General features: G+C 72.5%; 14 protein-coding genes. 9 read left to right on the top strand and 5 right to left on the bottom strand.

The window, feature by feature from the left end; all coding sequences use genetic code 11:
* Nucleotides 1-110: 110 nt before the first annotated feature.
* Both EAD89_RS12080 and EAD89_RS12075 read left to right on the top strand, forming a co-directional pair.
* Entirely contained in the window at nt 111-1,091 is a 981-nt protein-coding gene (locus tag EAD89_RS12080) for an ATP-binding cassette domain-containing protein (protein ID WP_121655070.1), read from the top strand.
* On the top strand, nt 1,088-1,915 hold the full coding sequence (locus EAD89_RS12075) for an ABC transporter permease (protein ID WP_121675756.1): 828 nt from the start codon (nt 1,088-1,090) through the stop codon (nt 1,913-1,915). Before EAD89_RS12080 ends, EAD89_RS12075 begins: the two co-directional genes overlap by 4 nt.
* On the opposite strand, the gene EAD89_RS12070 is transcribed toward EAD89_RS12075, so the two are convergent.
* Together EAD89_RS12070 and EAD89_RS12065 are read right to left on the bottom strand one after the other, a co-directional pair.
* On the bottom strand, nt 1,912-5,091 hold the full coding sequence (locus EAD89_RS12070; RefSeq protein ID WP_121675755.1) for a BTAD domain-containing putative transcriptional regulator: 3,180 nt from the start codon (nt 5,089-5,091) through the stop codon (nt 1,912-1,914). The genes EAD89_RS12075 and EAD89_RS12070 overlap by 4 nt on opposite strands.
* Nucleotides 5,092-5,154: 63 nt before the next feature.
* Nucleotides 5,155-6,588, bottom strand: a complete 1,434-nt coding sequence (locus tag EAD89_RS12065) for an NAD(P)/FAD-dependent oxidoreductase (protein WP_199733488.1) — start codon at nt 6,586-6,588, stop codon at nt 5,155-5,157.
* Between the two features lie 217 nt (nt 6,589-6,805).
* Here EAD89_RS12065 and EAD89_RS12060 point away from each other — a divergent pair, with 217 nt between their 5' ends.
* The 6 genes from EAD89_RS12060 (at nt 6,806) to EAD89_RS12035 (ending at nt 13,904) form a co-directional block, all read left to right on the top strand.
* Nucleotides 6,806-7,639: an ABC transporter ATP-binding protein gene (locus EAD89_RS12060; protein ID WP_121675753.1), complete on the top strand. Its 834-nt coding sequence runs from the start codon at nt 6,806-6,808 to the stop codon at nt 7,637-7,639.
* A gap of 35 nt (nt 7,640-7,674) precedes the next feature.
* Entirely contained in the window at nt 7,675-8,658 is a 984-nt protein-coding gene (locus tag EAD89_RS12055) for an ABC transporter substrate-binding protein (protein WP_121675752.1), read from the top strand.
* Between the two features lie 5 nt (nt 8,659-8,663).
* Nucleotides 8,664-10,766: an iron ABC transporter permease gene (locus tag EAD89_RS12050; RefSeq protein WP_121675773.1), complete on the top strand. Its 2,103-nt coding sequence runs from the start codon at nt 8,664-8,666 to the stop codon at nt 10,764-10,766.
* Nucleotides 10,767-10,795: 29 nt separating this feature from the next.
* On the top strand, nt 10,796-11,701 hold the full coding sequence (locus EAD89_RS12045; RefSeq protein ID WP_121655076.1) for a siderophore-interacting protein: 906 nt from the start codon (nt 10,796-10,798) through the stop codon (nt 11,699-11,701).
* Between the two features lie 172 nt (nt 11,702-11,873).
* Nucleotides 11,874-13,334: an SDR family oxidoreductase gene (locus EAD89_RS12040; protein ID WP_121675751.1), complete on the top strand. Its 1,461-nt coding sequence runs from the start codon at nt 11,874-11,876 to the stop codon at nt 13,332-13,334.
* Between the two features lie 93 nt (nt 13,335-13,427).
* On the top strand, nt 13,428-13,904 hold the full coding sequence (locus tag EAD89_RS12035; RefSeq protein ID WP_121655078.1) for a heme-degrading domain-containing protein: 477 nt from the start codon (nt 13,428-13,430) through the stop codon (nt 13,902-13,904).
* 21 nt (nt 13,905-13,925) lie between these two features.
* Here EAD89_RS12035 and EAD89_RS12030 read toward each other — a convergent pair whose 3' ends face one another.
* Together EAD89_RS12030 and EAD89_RS12025 are read right to left on the bottom strand one after the other, a co-directional pair.
* Nucleotides 13,926-15,302 carry an NAD(P)/FAD-dependent oxidoreductase gene (locus EAD89_RS12030; RefSeq protein ID WP_199733487.1) on the bottom strand — a complete coding sequence of 459 codons (1,377 nt, stop codon included), beginning with the start codon at nt 15,300-15,302 and terminating at the stop codon, nt 13,926-13,928.
* A 163-nt stretch (nt 15,303-15,465) separates the two neighbouring features.
* Entirely contained in the window at nt 15,466-16,173 is a 708-nt protein-coding gene (locus EAD89_RS12025) for a TetR/AcrR family transcriptional regulator (protein WP_121675750.1), read from the bottom strand.
* Between the two features lie 98 nt (nt 16,174-16,271).
* Between EAD89_RS12025 and EAD89_RS12020 the strand changes: the two genes are divergently transcribed.
* Nucleotides 16,272-16,997 (top strand): DUF4386 domain-containing protein, encoded by a 726-nt coding sequence (locus EAD89_RS12020; RefSeq protein ID WP_121675749.1) that lies wholly within the window; start codon nt 16,272-16,274, stop codon nt 16,995-16,997.
* A 287-nt stretch (nt 16,998-17,284) separates the two neighbouring features.
* Here the strand turns inward: EAD89_RS12020 and EAD89_RS12015 are convergent, their stop codons facing one another.
* Nucleotides 17,285-17,944, bottom strand: coding sequence for an MSMEG_1061 family FMN-dependent PPOX-type flavoprotein (locus EAD89_RS12015; protein WP_121675748.1), 660 nt, complete (start codon nt 17,942-17,944; stop codon nt 17,285-17,287).
* Nucleotides 17,945-17,956 lie beyond the last annotated feature (12 nt).

The raw sequence follows: 17,956 nt of genomic DNA, 5'->3' as shown, positions 1-17,956 counted from the left end.
GAAGCCGCCACGGCCCCGGCGATGTTTCCGTGGCGGTGTCGGTGGCGTGTCGGCGCCGGTGTCGGTGGCGTGTCAGGGCCGTGTCAGGCGGCCCGCGCAGGCTGTACGGCATGACAGCTGACCTGGTGATCGAGGCCGAGGGCCTCGTCAAGACCTTCGGGAAAACGAGGGCGCTTCAGGGCGTGGACCTCGCCGTTCCCCGCGGAACGGTGCTCGGGGTGCTCGGCCCCAACGGCGCCGGCAAGACCACCGCCGTGCGCATCCTCTCCACCCTCCTGGCCCCGGACGGCGGCACCGCCCGGATCGGTGGTTTCGACGTCGTACGCGACGCCGAGCGGGTCCGGCAGACCATCGGCCTCACCGGCCAGTACGCCTCGGTGGACGAGGACCTGACCGGGCGGCAGAACCTGGAGCTGTTCGGCACGCTGCTGGAACTGGGGCGCAACGGCTCCCGGCGGCGGGCCGCCGAACTGCTCGAATGGTTCGACCTGACCGCCGCCGCCGACCGGCCGGCGAAGACCTACTCCGGTGGTATGCGGCGGCGCCTCGACCTGGCCGCCAGCCTGGTCGGCTCGCCGAACGTGATCTTCCTGGACGAACCGACCACCGGCCTCGACCCGGCCAAACGCGAGGACATGTGGGACGTGGTCCGGTCGCTGGTCACGAACGGCTCGACCGTGCTGCTCACCACGCAGTACCTGGAGGAGGCCGACGCCCTCGCGGACGCGATCACGGTGATCGACCACGGCCGGGTCATCGCGTACGACACACCCGAAGGGCTCAAGCGGGTGGTCGGCGGCCAGACACTCGAGGTCCGGCCGTCCGACCCCGCGCACCTGGGGCGGGTCGCGGCGATCCTGTCCGAGGTCGGCTCCGGCGCGCAGGCCGACGAGATCCGCAAGGGCGTGCTCGCGGTGCCGGTCACCGACGACGAGGCCCTCACCGAGAGCGTCGCGCGGCTCGCCGCCGCCGGCATCGCGGTCACCGAACTGTCCCTGCACCTGCCGAGCCTCGACGAGGTGTTCTTCACCCTCACCGGTCGTACGGCGGCCGAGGACGACACCACCGGCCTGAAGGAGATCGCGGCATGAGCACCCTGGTCAGCACACCACCCACGACGCGCACCGTGCTCTCCACGGCCGTGCCGAACCCACGACCGTTGCGGCTCGTGCGGCACTCCCTGGCGCTCGCCAAGCGCAGCCTCATCAAGACCTGGCGTACGCCCGAGGCGCTGATCGACGTCACACTGCAACCGGTGCTGTTCCTCGTCATCTTCGTGTACGTCTTCGGCGGCGCGGTCGCCGGATCCACCCACGACTACCTGCAGTTCCTGCTGCCCGGAATCCTGGCGCAGACCATCGCCACCGGCGTCATCGCGATCGGCGTCAACCTCAACACCGACATCGCCAAGGGCATCTTCGACCGGTTCCGGTCGCTGCCCATCCCCCGTTCCGCGCCACTGGTCGGCGCAGTCCTGGGTGACGTCGTCCGGTACGTGATCGTCACGGTGTCGACCCTCGCGATCGGCTACCTGATGGGTTTCCGGATCGACACCGACCCGCTGCGGGCGATCGCCGGCTGCCTGCTCGCGGTGCTGTTCGCGCTCTGCCTGAGTTGGCTGCCGGTCTACGTGTCGATGAAGGTGCGCACCCCGGGCGCCGTGCAGGGCCTGATGTTCGCGCTGATCATGCCGCTGACCTTCGCGTCGAACGTGTTCGTCAGCGCCGACACCCTGCCGGGCTGGATGCAGGCGTTCGTGGACGTCAACCCGATGACCCACCTGGTGGCGGCGGTGCGGGGGCTGTTCGTCGGCACACCGCTCGGCTCGCACGTGTGGTGGACCCTGGCCTGGTGCGCCGGCTTCGTGGCGGTGTTCATGCCGCTGGCGCTGCGCGCGTATCGAAAGAAGATCTAGGCCAGCAGGTCGTCCATCAGCTCGCGGATCCGGGCGACGGTGGCGGCGACCGGCCGCTCGCGCCAGGCGGCCAGCAACGGCTCACGCTGCTCCTCGTCCCCGAGGGCGGCGATGAGCCGTTCGCCGCTTCCGGGCGGGAAGAGGATGCCGACGTTGGTGCCGATCCGCTGCCCGAGCACGGACAGCTCCCGAGCGGTCGCCACCTCGTTCCGGTCCGCCGCGAGTTCAGCGCCGCCCAGCGCCCACGCCCCGATCACCGGCAGGTCCTTCGAGGACAGCGCCTCGTCCCGGGCGAGCGTCAGCATCGTGACCGCGCGGGCGTCGGCGTCCCGCACCGAGGTCGGGCGCGCCTGCTCCACCCGCAGGTAGAGGACGGACACCGCGACCCGCAGCACGACGCGCGCCTGTGGCTGCGGCCCGACCCACCCGGCCAGGGTCCGGACCACCCCGTCGGCGTAGGCGAGCGCCTCGTCGTACCGCTCGCGCTGCCAGGCGAGGTGGGCCAACCCGAGGCGCGCCTGCGCGGTGTCCACCTCCTCGGCCTGTCCGGGTACCGCCATCTCGCCCAACCGCCGTTCCGCTTCGGCGTCGCCGGTCAGGGCGAGTTGCACGTCCAGCAGCACCCGGATCGATCGGGCGTCCTGCGCGGCGCCGATCAGGTCCATGTGGCGGACGCTGCGCGCCAGCCACTCCGCCGAGCGGGCATCCCCGCGCAGGCTGAAGAACTGCCCGGCGCCGCCCGCCGCCATCGCCATGCCCCAGTGGTCACCGACCACCTCGAAGCGTCGGTACGCCTGCTCGGCGTCGGCGATGGACTCCGCCGGCATGCCGCCGTTCTCCCGTACCGCCGCGCGGGCGAAGAGGCCGAGACCCTGCACGTACGGGTCCGGGTGCGCGATCATCTCGCCGGCGGCCTTCATGCTCTGCTCCGGGTCGGACGCGTCGAAGCCCGGCAACGCCGACGCGAGCGCGGTCAGCCGGGGCGACACCTCGTCGGGTCGCTCGGCGAGGACCGTCCGCAGGGCCCGCCGGGAGAGGGCGGCGAGCCGCATCTCGCCGCCGATCCCGGCGTTGACGCCGATCACCAGGCAGGTCCAGGCGAGTCGGTCGGCGTCGGGCAGTGGCCGGCCGGTGGCCCGGCCGTGCAGGATCGCCGAGCGTCGCCGCTGCTCGGGGTCCTCGGCGTGCAACAGGCCGCGTGCCCACCCGACGACCTCGAGGTGCAGGCCGCGCACCGTCCAGACGTGCAGCAGCGCGGTCGCGACGTCGACCGCGGCCGGCTCGTCGTCGTGCCCGTGCGCCCAGCGCAGGCCGGCGACCAGGTTGTCCTGCTCGTCGACGCACTGGGCGAACGCCCCGACCTGTCCGGGGCCGACGAATCGGGCGGCGAGCGCGGCGGCCTTGTCCCGGGCCCACCCGACCAGGCCGGCCATGGCGCCATCCCGGTCACCGGCGGTGTCGAGGCGGGCTTCGCCGTACTCCCGGACGGTTTCGAGCATCCGGTAGCGCGGCGGGTCGTCGCCCTCGGCCAGGGTCAGCAGGGACTGTTCGACGAGCGTCGCCAGGCCCCGGCGTACGTCCGGGGTCCCTGCCACCGCGGCGGCGAGGTCCGCGGTGAACGGCCCGGGGATGACGGCGAGCCGTTGGAGCAGCTCGCGGTCGTCGGGCGTGAGCAGTTCCCGGCTCCAGTCGACCATCGCCCACAGGCTCGCGTGCCGTTCCGGCAGGCCGCGTAACGCGGCGTCGAGCAGCGCGAACCGGTCGGTCAGCCCGGCGAGCACGTCGTCGATCGGCATGTGCCGCAGTCGCGCGGCAGCCAGTTCGAGAGCCAGCGGCAGGTTGTCGAGCCGGTGGCACAGCGCGAGCGCCCGAGTGGTGTCCCAGGTCGGCACGGCGCCGCCGGCCCTCGCTCGGGAGTCGAGCAGCCCGAGCGCGTCGGCGTCGGGCAGGACGGTCAGCCGGTGGACCAGCTCGCCGGCCAGGCCCAGCGGTGCCCGGCTCGTCGCGAGGACCGCGACCTCCGGCGACGCCACCGCGATCAGGTCCGCGACGACGGTGGCCACCGCGTCGAGGACGTGCTCGCAGTTGTCCAGCACGACCAGCCCGTCGAGGTCCGGCGCCACGGCGCGCAACCGCTCCTCGGGGCTGAGGACCCGTCGTTCGAGGCCCAGGTTGCCGCCGGTCGCCGCGGTGTCCGCCCCGCCGAGGGCCGCGAGCACCGTCGGCAGGACCTCGTCGGGCGAGCGCAGGCCGGCGAGTTCGACGACGCGGACCGGTCGCCCGGCCGTCGTGGCGCGCCGCGCCACCTCGGCGGCGAGCCGGGTCTTGCCCGCGCCACCGGTCGCCACGATCGTGACCAGGGGCGCCTCGGCGAGCGCCCGATCCACGGTCTCGACGTCGCGCTCCCGACCGACGAGGGCGGTCAGCGGCCGGCGCCACGCGGCGGGCAGGGCGATCCCCGCCGGTGGCCGGGGCGGCGCCACGACGGCCGGCGTGGTGAGTTCGCCGCGCAGCAGCGCCAGATGGACCTGGGTGATCACCGGCGACGGGTCGGTGCCGTACCGGTCGGCCAGGTCGGCGCGCAGTCGCTCGACGACCTCCAGCGCGTCCGCGTCCCGGCCCTGGGCGGCGAGCACCCGGACGAGCAGGGCGGCCGATGGTTCGTCCGGCGGCGTACGCGCCACGAGTCGGCGCAGATCCGCCTCGTCGAACGGCCCGGCGCCGGCGAGTGCGGCCTGGGCGCGCAGCGCGGCGACGTCCGCGAACAGGCGCGCCTCCTCCGCGGTGACGAGTTCGGGGACCTCGGGGAACAGCGCACGCGCCTGATCGGCCAGGCTGCGGGCGGACGGCTCGTCGCCGGTCCGGAGTACGGCTCGCCCCCGCTCGACGAGCGCCCGTGCCTCGACCGCGTCGACGGAGATCTCCTCGGCGGGCAGGCGGTATCCGCCCGGCACCGCGACCACGGGCAGCCCGAGACGGCGTACCCGGGACACGAGCGCCTGGACGGCGCCGGTCGCGTCGTCGGGTGGCGTGCCGTCCCACACGGCGTCCACGAGCAGGGCGGTGGAGACCGCTCGACCGCGCGCGTCGACGAGCGTGCGGACCACCGCCGCGAGCCGCTCTCCCCGGACCGGCCGGCCGTCGACGGCGAGCGGGCCGAGGATCGTGATCTGCACGGACCCAGCATCCCCCACCCGCGCATCGGCCTGCCGGCAACCCGCTCGTGGTCGCTGCCAGCCCTACGGGGTGCGCGTCGGGGTGGCGCCCGAGCGGCTCCGGAACAGGCCGAGCCGGAGTGCCCGCAGCAGGGTGCCGGGCCGGCTCAGCGTCGCCGGGTGGTCGAGCATGGTGGTGACCCGGCCCAGCCGGGCGTTGAGCACCGGATCGGCCAGCGAGGTCCGGAAGAGCAGGTCACCGAACCACTTGGTGACCTTGTACGCGGGTGGGTACGGGCCGTCGACGTGTGGCAGCTCGATGTCGGCCGAGGTGGAGATCTGCCAGGCGGCGTCGACGACCACCCGGACCTGCTCGAAGTACGCCCGCGCCGGCTCCTCGTGCAGCTTCGGATCGGAGCGCAGGTACGCCGACAGGCAGGAGGCGTGCAGCGTGGCGGAGGTCATGCCCTGGCCGTACACCGGGTTGAAGGACGCGATCGCGTCTCCGGCCGCGACCAGTCCGGCGGGCATCCGGTCGAGCTTGTGGAAGTCCCGGCGTCGGCTGTCCGCCTGGTGGTACGTGACCACCCCGCCGAGCATCTCGCCATGTTCGGCGATGTCGCCGAACATTTTCGGATAGTGCTGGCGACAGCGGGCGGTGAAGTCGGCGACGTCGCGGCTGGGCCGGTCCTCGTCGTAGCCGGCGACCAGCATGATCCAGCGGTTTCCCTCGACCGAGTTGATGCCGCCGATGCGGGCGGACCGGCCCTTGCCGGCCATGGTGTGGTAGACGACCACCCAGGTGTCGCTGACCGCCGGGTCCTGCTTGTAGAGCGCGGTCGCGTAGTTCAGCTTGATCGGCATCCGTTGCATCGGCGGGCGCGGCCACCCGTTGTCGGCCAGCCAGTCGCTGAGCCGACTGGACCGGCCCATCGCGTCGACCACGAGGTCCGCCGGTTCGACGATCGGCTCGGTGCCACCGTCCGGCACGTACCGGGCGCCGGTGACGCGCCGGTCGGCGAAGAGCAGGCCGTCCGCGCGGCCGTACACCATCCGGATGTTGTCGATCGCGAGGGTCCGCCGCCGCACCAGCGCCTCCAGGAACGGACGCGTGGTGATCAGCGCCGGACCGGTGCCGGTCGGTGCGGGCGGCAGCCCCAGCACGCCGTTCACGAAGATCTTCGCCGTGCCCGGGTCGCTCGGCGGCGGTGGGGCGCCGAGCGCGAGCGCCTCGTCGACGATCCCGGGAAACCAGCGTTCCAGCTGGATCTGGCCGGAGGGCAGCAGCGCGTGCACCTGGCTGCCCTGCGGAACACCGGGCCGGGGCCCGGAGTCCACGTCGGACGGATCTCGTTCGATGACGAGCACCTCGTCGGCGTGGTCACTCAGGACCCGCGCCGCCATGAGGCCGGCGATGCTGCCACCGAGCACCACCGCCCGCCGCATGACGACCCTGGTCTCGGCCGGGCGTTCAGCTGTCGCTATCTCCGAGAAGAGCCGGGACGGCGAGGGGGGCATGCGGTCACTCCTCGGGTGGTCGGGAAACCTCGGCATCCACGACCGTAACCACCGGAGCCGCCGCAGTCAGTCCGTCATTTTCTCGTGGGCATGCGGCGGGTCGCCATTCGGGCATCGAATCGGGCCGCGTTCAACGATGTCGATGTCGGCAGTCGCGGGAATCCGCAGGTGAGGACCGTCTTGACAGATCGTCCAGGGGTTAGGTTAGCCTAACCTCATGCATGAGCAGCTGGTGTCGATCACCGGGGAACACAGCCTGTCGGGCGTCGACCTCCGCCTCGGGTACCACGGCGTGACCGTGGTGCACGGAGCGGCGATCGGCCTCCGCCGGGGTGCGGTGACCGCACTCGTCGGCCCCAACGGCAGCGGCAAGTCCACGCTGCTGCGCGCCCTGGCCCGGCTGCACCCGATCGAGGCCGGCGCGGTCCACCTCGCCGACGGCGGCTCCGCGACCAACCTGCCGGCCAGGGAGTTCGCCCGTCGGGTCACCCTGCTCGCCCAGAGCCGGCCGGTGCCCAGCGGGGTCACCGTCCGCGACGTGGTGGGGTACGGGCGCCACCCCTACCGGGGACGCTGGCGGGCGGACGACCCGCACGGTCCCGTCGCCATCGCCCGCGCCATGGACGTCACCGGCGTGACCGCGATGGCGGAGCGTCCGGTCGACGAACTCTCCGGCGGCGAGTTGCAGCGGGTGTGGCTGGCCACCTGCCTGGCCCAGGACACCCCGGTCCTGCTCCTCGACGAGCCCACCACCTTCCTCGACCTGCGCTACCAGGTGGAGATCCTCGACCTGGTCCGTGACCTCGCCGACGACCACGGCGTCGCCGTCGGCGTCGTGCTGCACGACCTCAACCAGGCAGCCGCCGTGGCCGACGAGGTGGTCCTGCTGGACAACGGCCGGGTCCGCGCCACCGGCACCCCGGCCGAGGTGTTCACCGAGAACGCCCTGACCGAGACCTACGGAATCCGGATCGAGGTGAGCACCGATCCGCTCAGCGGACTGGTCACCACCCGCCCCGTGGGACGACACCTCACCCGCACCCTGATCTGAACGACCACCCCGATCCGCACCAGAGAAAGATCGTCATGACCCGTACCCGTTTCACCGCCCTCATCGCCGTGATGGCCGCGCTGTCACTCAGCGCCTGCGGCACCACCGAGAACGCCGCGACCCCCGAGGCCTCCGCCTCGGCGGCCGGCGGGCCGGTCACCGTCACCGACAGCCGCGGCAAGGACGTCACCCTCAAGGCCCCGGCGACCAAGGTCGTCGGCCTGGAGTGGGGCGAGGTCGAGATGCTGGTCAGCCTGGGCGTCATGCCCGTCGGCGTCGCCGACCCCAAGGGCTACGGCACGTGGGTCACCGCCGCCAAGCTCGACCCGGGCGTCAAGGACGTCGGCACGCGCGGCGAGCCGAGCGTCGACTCGATCGTCGCCCTGCAGCCCGACCTGGTGGTGATGGAGGACGACCGGGGTGGCACCCTGGTCAGCCAGCTCGAGAAGTACGTCCCCGTCGTGGTCGCCAAGGGCAGCGACGCCAAGGACAACCTCGGCCGGATGCGCACCGAGCTCACCATGATCGCCAAGGCGGTCGGCAAGACCACCGAGGCGCAGAAGCTGCTCGCCGACTTCGACGCGGCCATCGCGGACGGCAAGAAGAAGATCGCCGACGCGGGCGCCGCCGGGCGCCCGTTCGCCATCGCCGACGGTTGGAAGGAGGGCAGCACCGTCAGCATCCGGATGTTCGGCCAGGGTGCGCTCGTCTCCCAGATCGGCATCCAGCTCGGCCTCACCAACGCCTGGACCGGCAAGACCGACGAGGTCTGGGGCCTCGGCCAGACCGACGTCGAGGGCATGAGCGTCCTCAAGGACCCGAACCTGCACCTCTTCTACAACGCCTCCGACGGCGTCGACGTGTTCGCTGACGGTCTCGCCGGCAACGCCATCTGGAAGTCGCTGCCCTTCGTGCAGCGGGGCAACCTGCACAAGATGCCCGACGGCGTCTGGACCTTCGGCGGCCCGCTGTCCGGCAAGCAGTACATCGACCAGCTCGTCAAGACGTACACGGTGTGAGCGTGCTGATCGCACCCCCGCGCCCGGAGCCGGCCACCCGGCCGGCTCCGGGCGGGCGCCTGGCGGTGCCCCGCGTCGTCGGTGTCTTCCTCGCCGCGATCCTGCTGCTGCTCGTGGTCGGCGCGGTGCACCTCACCCAGGGCACCTCCACCGTCGGCGCCCTCGACCTGCTGCGGCTCGCCACCGGCGCCGACGACGAGGCGGCCCGCGTCCTGGTCGCCTCCCGGCTGCCCCGCCTGCTCGCCGGGTTGGCCATCGGCGTCGCGCTCGGTGTCGCCGGAGCCGCGTTGCAGTCGATCGCCCGAAACCCACTCGCCTCCCCCGACACCCTTGCCGTCAACGCGGGCGCCCACCTGGCGATCGTCTCCGTCGCCGCGTTCGGCATCTCGCTGCCCGCGCTGCCGGCCGGCGCACTCGCCTTCGTCGGAGGACTGGCCGCCGCCGGCCTGGTGATGGCGATGTCCGCCGGTGGACAGGCGGGCACCACCCGACTCATCCTCGCCGGTTCGGCGACCGCGCTGGCGCTCAGCTCGGTGACCACCCTGCTGCTGCTCCTGTTCGAGCAGGCCACCATCGGCATGTTCGCCTGGGGAAACGGTTCGCTGGTGCAGAGCGACCTGGTCGCGCTGACCCAGCTCGCCCCGGTGATCGTCGGCGCGCTCATCGTGCTGGTGCTGCTCGGGCACCGCCTGGACATCCTCGCCCTCGGCGACGACACCGCCACCGTGCTCGGCCTCGACGTGCGACGTACGCGACTCACCGTCACCCTGCTCGCGGTGCTGCTGTCCGCGGCGGCGGTGACCCTCACCGGCCCGGTCGGCTTCGTCGGCCTGTGCGCCCCGGTGATCGTCCGGCTGCTCGCCCCCGTGGTGCCCGGGGTGCACCGGCACCGCATCCTGCTGCCGCTGTCCGGCATCGCCGGGGTCGTCATCGTGCTCGGTTCCGACGTGCTGCTGCGGGCCATCATGGGTGGGCAGGCCGGGGTGGAGGTTCCCACCGGCGTCGTCACCACCCTGCTCGGCGCGGCGATCCTCATCTGGTTGGCCCGCCGGCACCGCGACGCCGGCCCCACCCGCCGCCCGCCCGGCGGGCACGCGGCCGTCCGCTCCCCGGCCTTCCACCGCACCGTCGTCGCCGTCAGCGCCGTGGTCACCGTCGCCGCCGTGACGGTCGGCATGCTCGCCGGCGACACCTGGGTGCTCCTCGGTGACCTCGTCAACTGGGTCAACGGCACCACCGGACCGGCGTACACCTTCGTGCTGGACCAGCGGTGGCCGCGCGTCGCCGCGGCGGTCCTGGCCGGCGCGGCGCTCGCGGTTGCCGGCACCACCGTGCAGGCGGTCTGCCGCAATCCGCTCGCCGAACCCGGCATCCTCGGCATCACCGCCGGCGCCGGACTCGGCGCGGTGGCGCTGCTCACCTTCGTGCCGCTGGCCGGCGTGTGGGCCGTCTCCGGCGTCGCCGGGCTCGGCGCGATGCTGGCGTTCACCCTGGTCTACGGCCTTGCCTGGCGGGGCGGCGGGCTCAGCTCCGACCGGCTGGTGCTGATCGGCTTCGGCGCCTGGCAGGGCGGCACCGCGTTGATCACGTACCTGATCGTCGCCTTCGACCCGTGGAACACCGGAAAGGCGTTGACCTGGCTGTCCGGCTCCACCTACGGCCGCACGTCCACACAGGTGCTCCCGGTGCTGATCGCATTGCTGGTGCTCACCCCGGCTGTGGTCGCCGCCCGGCGCGAACTCGACCTGATGACGCTGGACGACGACACCCCCCGCGTGCTCGGCGTCCGACTGGAGCGCACCCGGCTGGTCGCGCTCGGCGCGGCGGCGCTGCTCACCTCCACCGCGGTCTCCGCCGTCGGGGTCATCGGCTTCGTCGGCCTGGTCGCCCCGCACGCCGCCCGAGCGCTCGTGGGCGGCCGGCACTCCCGGGTGCTTCCGGTGGCCGCCCTGCTCGGCGCGGCGCTGGTCAGCATCGCCGACACCCTCGGACGGACGTTCATCGCTCCGGCCCAGATCCCCGCCGGCCTGGTCACCGCCATGATCGGCACCCCGTACTTCGTCTGGCTGCTGTGGCGCTCCCGCGCCGTGGCGAACCACCCCCGGTAGCAGGCCGGACCGAGCACCAGAGAGGCACCATGACCGAGACCATGCCCATCGCACCGTGGCGCCTGTTCACCGTCGAGGTCCGCGCGGTACGCCGGCTGAGCCCGTCGTTCGTCCGGGTGACCTTCACCGGAGCAGACCTCGACCGCTTCGCCGACAACGGTTACGACCAGCGGATCAAGTTGGCCCTGCCGCTGCCCGGTCAGCGCGAGGTACGCCTGCCGGACGGACCGGACTGGTACGCGAAGTGGCGGGCCCTGCCCGAACACCTGCGCAATCCGGTGCGCACCTACACCGTACGGACGGTCCGGTCCCACCTGGCCGAGGTCGACGTCGACCTGGTGCTGCACGGCGACGGCGGCCCGGCGACCCGCTGGGCCCGGCGGGTGAGCGTCGGCGACGAGATCGCCATCCTCGGGCCGGACGCCGGCTACGACGGTGACCACGGGGGCATCGAGTTCCGGCCGTCATCGGCGGCACGGCTGCTGCTGGCCGGGGACGAGACGGCCGTACCGGCCATCAGCGGCATCTGCGAACGGCTTCCCCGCGACGCCCGCGGCACCGTCCTGCTGGAGGTGCCCGACGTCGACGACGTGCTGCCGCTGGTCGCTCCCCCGGGAATCGAGGTCCGCTGGCTGGCCCGAGGCGCGAACGGGCACGGCAGCCGGCTGGTGCCGGCCGTCGCCGCCGCGGCCGGTGAACTGCTGGCCGGGGACGCGACGGGGGCCGCCCAGCCCGTCGCGGACGTGGACGTCGACACCGAGATCCTGTGGGAGGTTCCCGAGGAGGTGCCGCCGGTTCCGCTGTACGCGTGGCTCGCCGGGGAGGCCGGCGTCATCCGGACCCTGCGCCGGCACCTGGTCGCCGAGCGGGGTCTCGACCGACGGGCGGTGGCCTTCATGGGCTACTGGCGGCTCGGCCGCGCCGACCCGGCCTGAGTCGTCGCCGTGCCCACCGCCGAAGCGTCCCCCGCCCGCTGTGACGTCGGCCTCGGCGCGGCGGCAGGGCGCGTGGGGTGCATCGGAGGCCGGGTGGTGCGTACAGTTCCGGGTCGGACTTGGGGTGGGCCGGGCTGGAACCGGCGCAGGGAACGGGACGAGACAGAGACGCATGACGGTGGACAACGGTACGGAAATCGGTCAGCACGGGATCGACCGGAGCCAGCTGGAGACCTGTCTCAGCGTCTTCGAGGCGTTGGAAGCTCTGCCGTCCGACCACCCCGACGTGGTGCGGGTGCAGCGGGCCACCGCGAAGCTCTACAAGGTGATCAAGCAGCGGCGGCGCGAGGAGCGGCGCGACGCGATCATGACCGCCGACCGCGCGGTGACGGCGGCCACCGCCACCGGCGCCCCCGGCCGGATCGACGACGAGACGCAGGGCATCCCCCTCGCCTCTCCCACCGCCGGCGCCACGGCCGGCGTCCTGCACAACCCGCGCGGCTGCTACGTCTGCAAGCAGCGCTACCGCGAGGTGGACGCGTTCTACCACCAGCTCTGCCCGTCCTGCGCCGCGCTCAACCGGGAGCGCCGGGACGCGCGTACCGACCTGACGGGCCGGCGCGCGCTGCTCACCGGCGGCCGGGCGAAGATCGGCATGTACATCGCGCTGCGGCTGCTGCGTGACGGCGCGCACACCACCGTGACCACGCGGTTCCCGCACGACGCGGTCCGCCGGTTCGCCGCGATGCCGGACAGCGCGGACTGGCTGCACCGCCTGCGGATCGTCGGGATCGACCTGCGCGACCCGGCGCAGGTGATCGCACTGGCCGACTCGGTCGCCGAGCAGGGCCCTCTCGACATCCTGATCAACAACGCGGCGCAGACCGTCCGCCGCTCGCCCGGGGCGTACGCGCAGCTCGTGGCGGCGGAGGCCGCCGCCCTGCCGGAGGGCCCGCTGCCGGAGCTGATCACCTTCGCCAAGCCGGACGGCCAGGGCACCCCGGCGGGCAGCCTGACGGCCGGACCGCAATCGACGGCGCTCACCCCGCACGCGTTGACCGCGCTGGCGCTGACCAGCGGCTCCGCATCACCGGAACGGATCGCGGCGTCCACGGCCATCGACGCCGGCGGCCTGGTGCCGGACCTCGACTCGGTCAACAGCTGGGTTCAGCGGGTGCACGAGGTGGACCCGGTCGAGCTTCTCGAAGTGCAGCTGTGCAACGTGACCGCGCCGTTCGTGCTGGTCAGCCGGCTGCGACCGGCGATTGCCGCCGCGAAGGCCCGCCGCAAGTACGTGGTGAACGTGTCGGCGATGGAGGGCCAGTTCGGCCGCGGCTACAAGGGGCCGGGGCACCCGCACACCAACATGGCCAAGGCCGCGCTGAACATGCTGACCCGGACCAGCGCCCAGGAGATGTTGACCGACGGCATCCTGATGACGAGCGTCGACACCGGCTGGATCACCGACGAGCGGCCCCACCCGACGAAGATGCGATTGGCGGACGAGGGCTTCCACGCTCCACTGGACCTGGTCGACGGCGCGGCCCGGGTGTACGACCCGATCGTCCGCGGCGAACAGGGCGAGGACCTGTACGGCTGCTTCCTGAAGGACTACGCCCCCTGCGCCTGGTGACCGCCACGCCGGTCCGCTCCGCCGCGGTGAAGCCACGACCAGCGGGTTTGCGACAATCAACAGGTACGCCCACTCGACGAGGAGACGGTACGCATGCCATCTGACCAGGACCCGTGGCCCACGCTGGACGAGCTGCTGCGCGAGGAGAGCGAGCTGGAGCTCGCGGGCCTGTCGGAGACGGACGCGTACCAGTTGGGGACGCTGGCCGTCGCCGCCGCCAGCGAGCAGCGGCTCCCGATCGCGGTGGGTGTGTGGCGGGCCGGGCGCCAGCTGTTCCACTCCGGCCTGCCGGGCTCCACGGCGGACAACGACGTGTGGCTGCGCCGCAAGGGGCGCGTGGTGACGCGGTTCGAGCACTCGTCGCTGTACGTGGCCCGGCTCTGCCAGGAGAAGCAGACGACGCTGGCGGAGAAGTACGGCCTGCCGGCCTCCCGCTACGCGGCTGCCGGGGGCGCGGTGCCACTGCGTGTCCGCGGTACGGGCGTGGTCGGCTGGATGGGCGTGTCGGGCCTTCCGCAGTTGGACGACCACCGCTTCGTCGTCGACATCCTGCGCAAGATCCAGCACTAGCCGCGCACCACGGCGGACCGGTCAGCGCGCCCGCCGGTTGGCGCGCAGGGCGCCCAGGAGCACGCGGGGTGTGGCCAGCGAACGCGGGTGCTCCCGCATGGAGACGACCTCATTGAACCGTCGCGCGGTCGCCACGTCCGTGACGGTCGCCGTGACGATCTGCCGGCTGGCCCAGCTGGAGAACCGGTAGCCACGCGGGTAGGGGCCGTCGACGTTCGGCAACGCCAGGTCGGCGGAGGTCGACGTCGACCAGGCGGCGTCGACCACGACCTTCTGCAGGTCGAGGTATCTGCGGGCGGGCACGCTCAGATCCGGGCCCGACCGTAGGTACAGCGACAGACAGGCCGCGTGCAGAGCCGCCGCCGTCATCCCCTGCCCGTACACCGGGTTGAACGAGGCGACGGCGTCACCGACGCTGACCAGCCCCGCCGGGAAGCGCTTCAGCGCGTGGAAATCCCGTCGGCGACTGTCGGAATGGCGGTAGGTCTGGACGTCGCCCAGCATCTCGTTCGCGGCGACCTCGCCGAACTCCGGCGGGAACTGCTCCCGCAGCCGACGGACGAAGTCCTCCGCCGTGCGGCCCGGGCGGTTGTCCCCGTAGCCGGCCATCATGGCCATCCACCGGCCGCCCTCGACCGCGAAGAACGCGGCGCCGGCCACGTCCAGCGGCGTCCCCGGCGTGTGCAGGGCCATCACGACCGCCAGAGCCGGGTCCACCTCGGGACGTCGGAACAGGGCCGTCGCGTAGTTCAGGTGCACGGTCAGCCGCCGTGTGGTGGGCCGGTCCCAACCGGCCTGCTCCAGCCAGTCGGAGAGCCTGCTCGACCGTCCCATCGCGTCCACCAGGAGGTCACCGCACTCGACTCCCCGAACCCCGCCGGCGTCGCAGCGGACACCGGCGGCCACGGCACCGTCGAACACGAGACCCGTGGCGCGGGCGGTGATCGTCTTGACGTTGGGCAGTCGGAGCACCTGCTGGCGGATCAGCCCCTCCAGGAGAGGCCGACTGCCCGCCAGGCTGTCGGCATCATCGGGGACGATCACCTTGAGGCGGCCGTCGAGGTAGCTTCGCCGCGCCGCGGGCGGCGCCTCGACCGCTCCCTGGGCCAGGGCCTGCTCGCGGAATCCCGGGAACAGGCGCTCGAACTGGAGGAAGCCACCGGGCAGCAGCGCGTGCAGCTGTGTCCCCTGTGGCACGCCGGGCCGCTCGCCTGTCACCTCCAGGTCGTCCCGGTCGATGATGACGACGCTCTCCGCGTAGTCGGACAACACCCGGGCGGCCAGCAGCCCGGCGATGCTGCCGCCGAGCACGACGGCCTTGCCCAGGACCGGGCACGCCTGGTCGGGGGGCAGCACAGCGTTGAGCGCGGCGAAGACCCGAGGCGGGGAGAGGGGCATCGTGCTCTCCAAGGGGTACGAGGTGTGGCGCCCTCCCCCGTGTCCGGCCGCGACGGTACGCGGACAGACCGGCGGGGTGGGCCGTTCGACATGACGCCCGTCGATCGTTGCACAGCCGTCGGACGTTACCCGCGCAGGTTCGCCGCGCGGGATCTGTCGTGAATCAGCTCTTGACCTGGTTCTGGTCGCGGAGGCGTTCGAGCCCGTCCAGGAGCAGGTCGAGGGTGAACTCGAATTCGAGCTGGCTGTCACACCAGCCGAGGGTGGGGTCGCTGCCGTCGTGCATCTCCATCGCCACCATCGCCGTCAGATGCGGCAGGGCCCCGGCCATCGCGGCGAGGTCCGCTTCCGCCACGTCGGCCTCCATGCTCCCGCCCGCCGCCGCCGGGCTGAAGACCTCCTGCGCGAAGCCGAGCGGCAGGCTGCCGAACGCGTGCACCGCGCGGTGCGCGAGGTGGTGCGAGAACCCGGCCCCGAGAAGGGTCCCCACGATCCCGTCGTAGTACGCGTACAGGCCGACGGGGATGGCGCGGCGCGTTCCCAAAAGCGCCGGCATCCACGGGTGACGCACCATGATCTGACGTGCCGCGAGGAACTGCCCGCGCAGCCGCGTACGCCAGTCTTCGCCGTCACCGTTCGCCGAGAGGCGGCCGACCGCGGCGTCGATCTCCGCGATCACGGTCTCAACGACGCCGTCGAGGAGTGCCTCCTTGGCGGGCAGGTGGTGGTAGAGCGACATGGCCTCGACACCGAGGTCGCCGGCGAGGCGGCGCATCGTCAGGGCCTGAATGCCCTCCGCGTCCGCCACTACGACCGCTGCCGCCAGTACGCGCTCACGGCTGAGCGGCTGCCGAGACGCCTTCGCTGTCACCTGTCTCCCCCTCTTGCCAGCACCTTACATCGTATGGTTCCCTTACGTTGTAAGGCTCTTGGATCGCGACCACCTCACGGCCTCCCCGAGGAGCCACCATGCCCGCGCTGATCCGCACCGCCCGCACGACCGGAATCCTCTACCTCGGCCTCACCATCGCCGGCGCCCTCGGCTTTCTGCTCATCCGGCCGCGCCTCTTCGCGGCCGACGACCCCAGCGCGACGCTCGCCAACCTGGTCCAGCACCAGTCGCTCGCCCGGGCCGGCGTCGCCTTCGAACTGCTCATCGTCGTCACCCAGGCCCTCGCGGCCGTCTGGTTCCACCGGCTGTTCCGCGCCGCCGACGCGCGCGCCGCCAGCGCCATCGCCGCGTTCGGGCTCATCAACGCGGTCGTGATCCTCGTCAGCGCGGCCCTGCTCGCCACGGCACTCGACATCGCGCTGGACCCCGTCGGCGACGCGGCGGCCACCGTCCAGCTCCTCTACCTGGCCAGCGGAAACCTGTGGGGCGTCGGAGGTCTGTTCTTCGGCCTGTGGCTCATCCCCATGGGCACCTGCGTGCTGCGCTCAAACTGGATGCCCCGCCCGCTCGGCTACCTCCTCGTCGGTGGCGGCATCGGCTACCTGCTCAGCGCATTCATCGGATACCTCGCCCCCGGCGCCCAGGCTGTCGCCGACGCCCTCGTCCTGCCGGCGACCATCGGCGAGTTCTGGATGATCGGCTACCTGCTGACGCGCGGCGTCCGCGGCCACGCGCTCGACCAGACACCGCCAGACCAGCAGCCGGCGGCCGCGCCACAGACCATCGGGTCGGCCACCGACTGACCCCGCGATCAGTGCGCTTCACGCTCGGTGCAGGAGCTGGACCGATCAATACAGGTCTCGGTACTGACCCGGCGATGAGCCGCTACCGGGGTGCCACTCTCGGCATGATCCTTTGTTCACCGGTGGCGGCCATCCAAAGTGACATCAGGGCTGAGGGCGGCGACCGCACCGGCGGCGTCACGTGCCTCGCCGACGGCCCGCCACGCCGTGACGGCGTCGAACGGCTGATCCACGGATGCTCCCATGTCCGCTGTCGTCATCAGGGAGGGCTCTGGTTGCGCGGCCCGTCACTCGTACCGGTACTTCAGCGACTCCATCTCCGCCTGCTCGATGTCAGCGATCGTCAGCCCCGGCATCCGCAGCTGGGCCAGCGTCACCTCGGCCGAGGTCGGTTGGGCGTCCGCGGGCAGCCACTGCTCCGGCTTCCAGGCCCCGCCGCGCAGCAGCGCCTTGGGGCAGTGCGGATAGACCTCCTCAATGCCGAGCACCAGCGCGCTGGCCGGTGGCTTACCCACCGCGGTCAGCTGCGACAGCAGCTCGGGGCGAGTGGAGACGCAGGCCCGGCCGTTCACCCTGAGCGTCGTGGTACGCCCCGGGATGACGAACAGCAGCCCGGCCCGCCCGGTGGCGACGACGTTCTGCATTGTGTCCAGACGCTTGTTGCCAGTCGCGTCCGGTACCGCCACCGTCCGCGCGTCCAGGACGGCGACGAACCCGGCGGGACCGCCCCGCGGAGAGACGTCACAGTTGCCCTTGGCGTCCACACTCGCGACCAGAACCAGCGACGAGCAGCCGATCAACCGCTGGGTCTGCTCGGTGAGTTCGGTCATCTGCTTCCGCACGGCCGCGTCGCTCGGAAGATCGTAAGCCCGGCGCAGCGCCTCCTGGTCCGACACGGCATCGAGGCGCAACGAGTCGAAGGCACTGCCGGCAAGGGCTCGCGTCATGCTGCCGACCCT

The sequence above is a fragment of the Micromonospora sp. BL4 genome (assembly GCF_003667505.1).
In the GTDB taxonomy this organism is placed as follows: domain Bacteria; phylum Actinomycetota; class Actinomycetes; order Mycobacteriales; family Micromonosporaceae; genus Micromonospora.
Note: the sequence above shows the minus strand (reverse complement) of the source record. Positions and strands in the feature narration are given on the sequence as shown.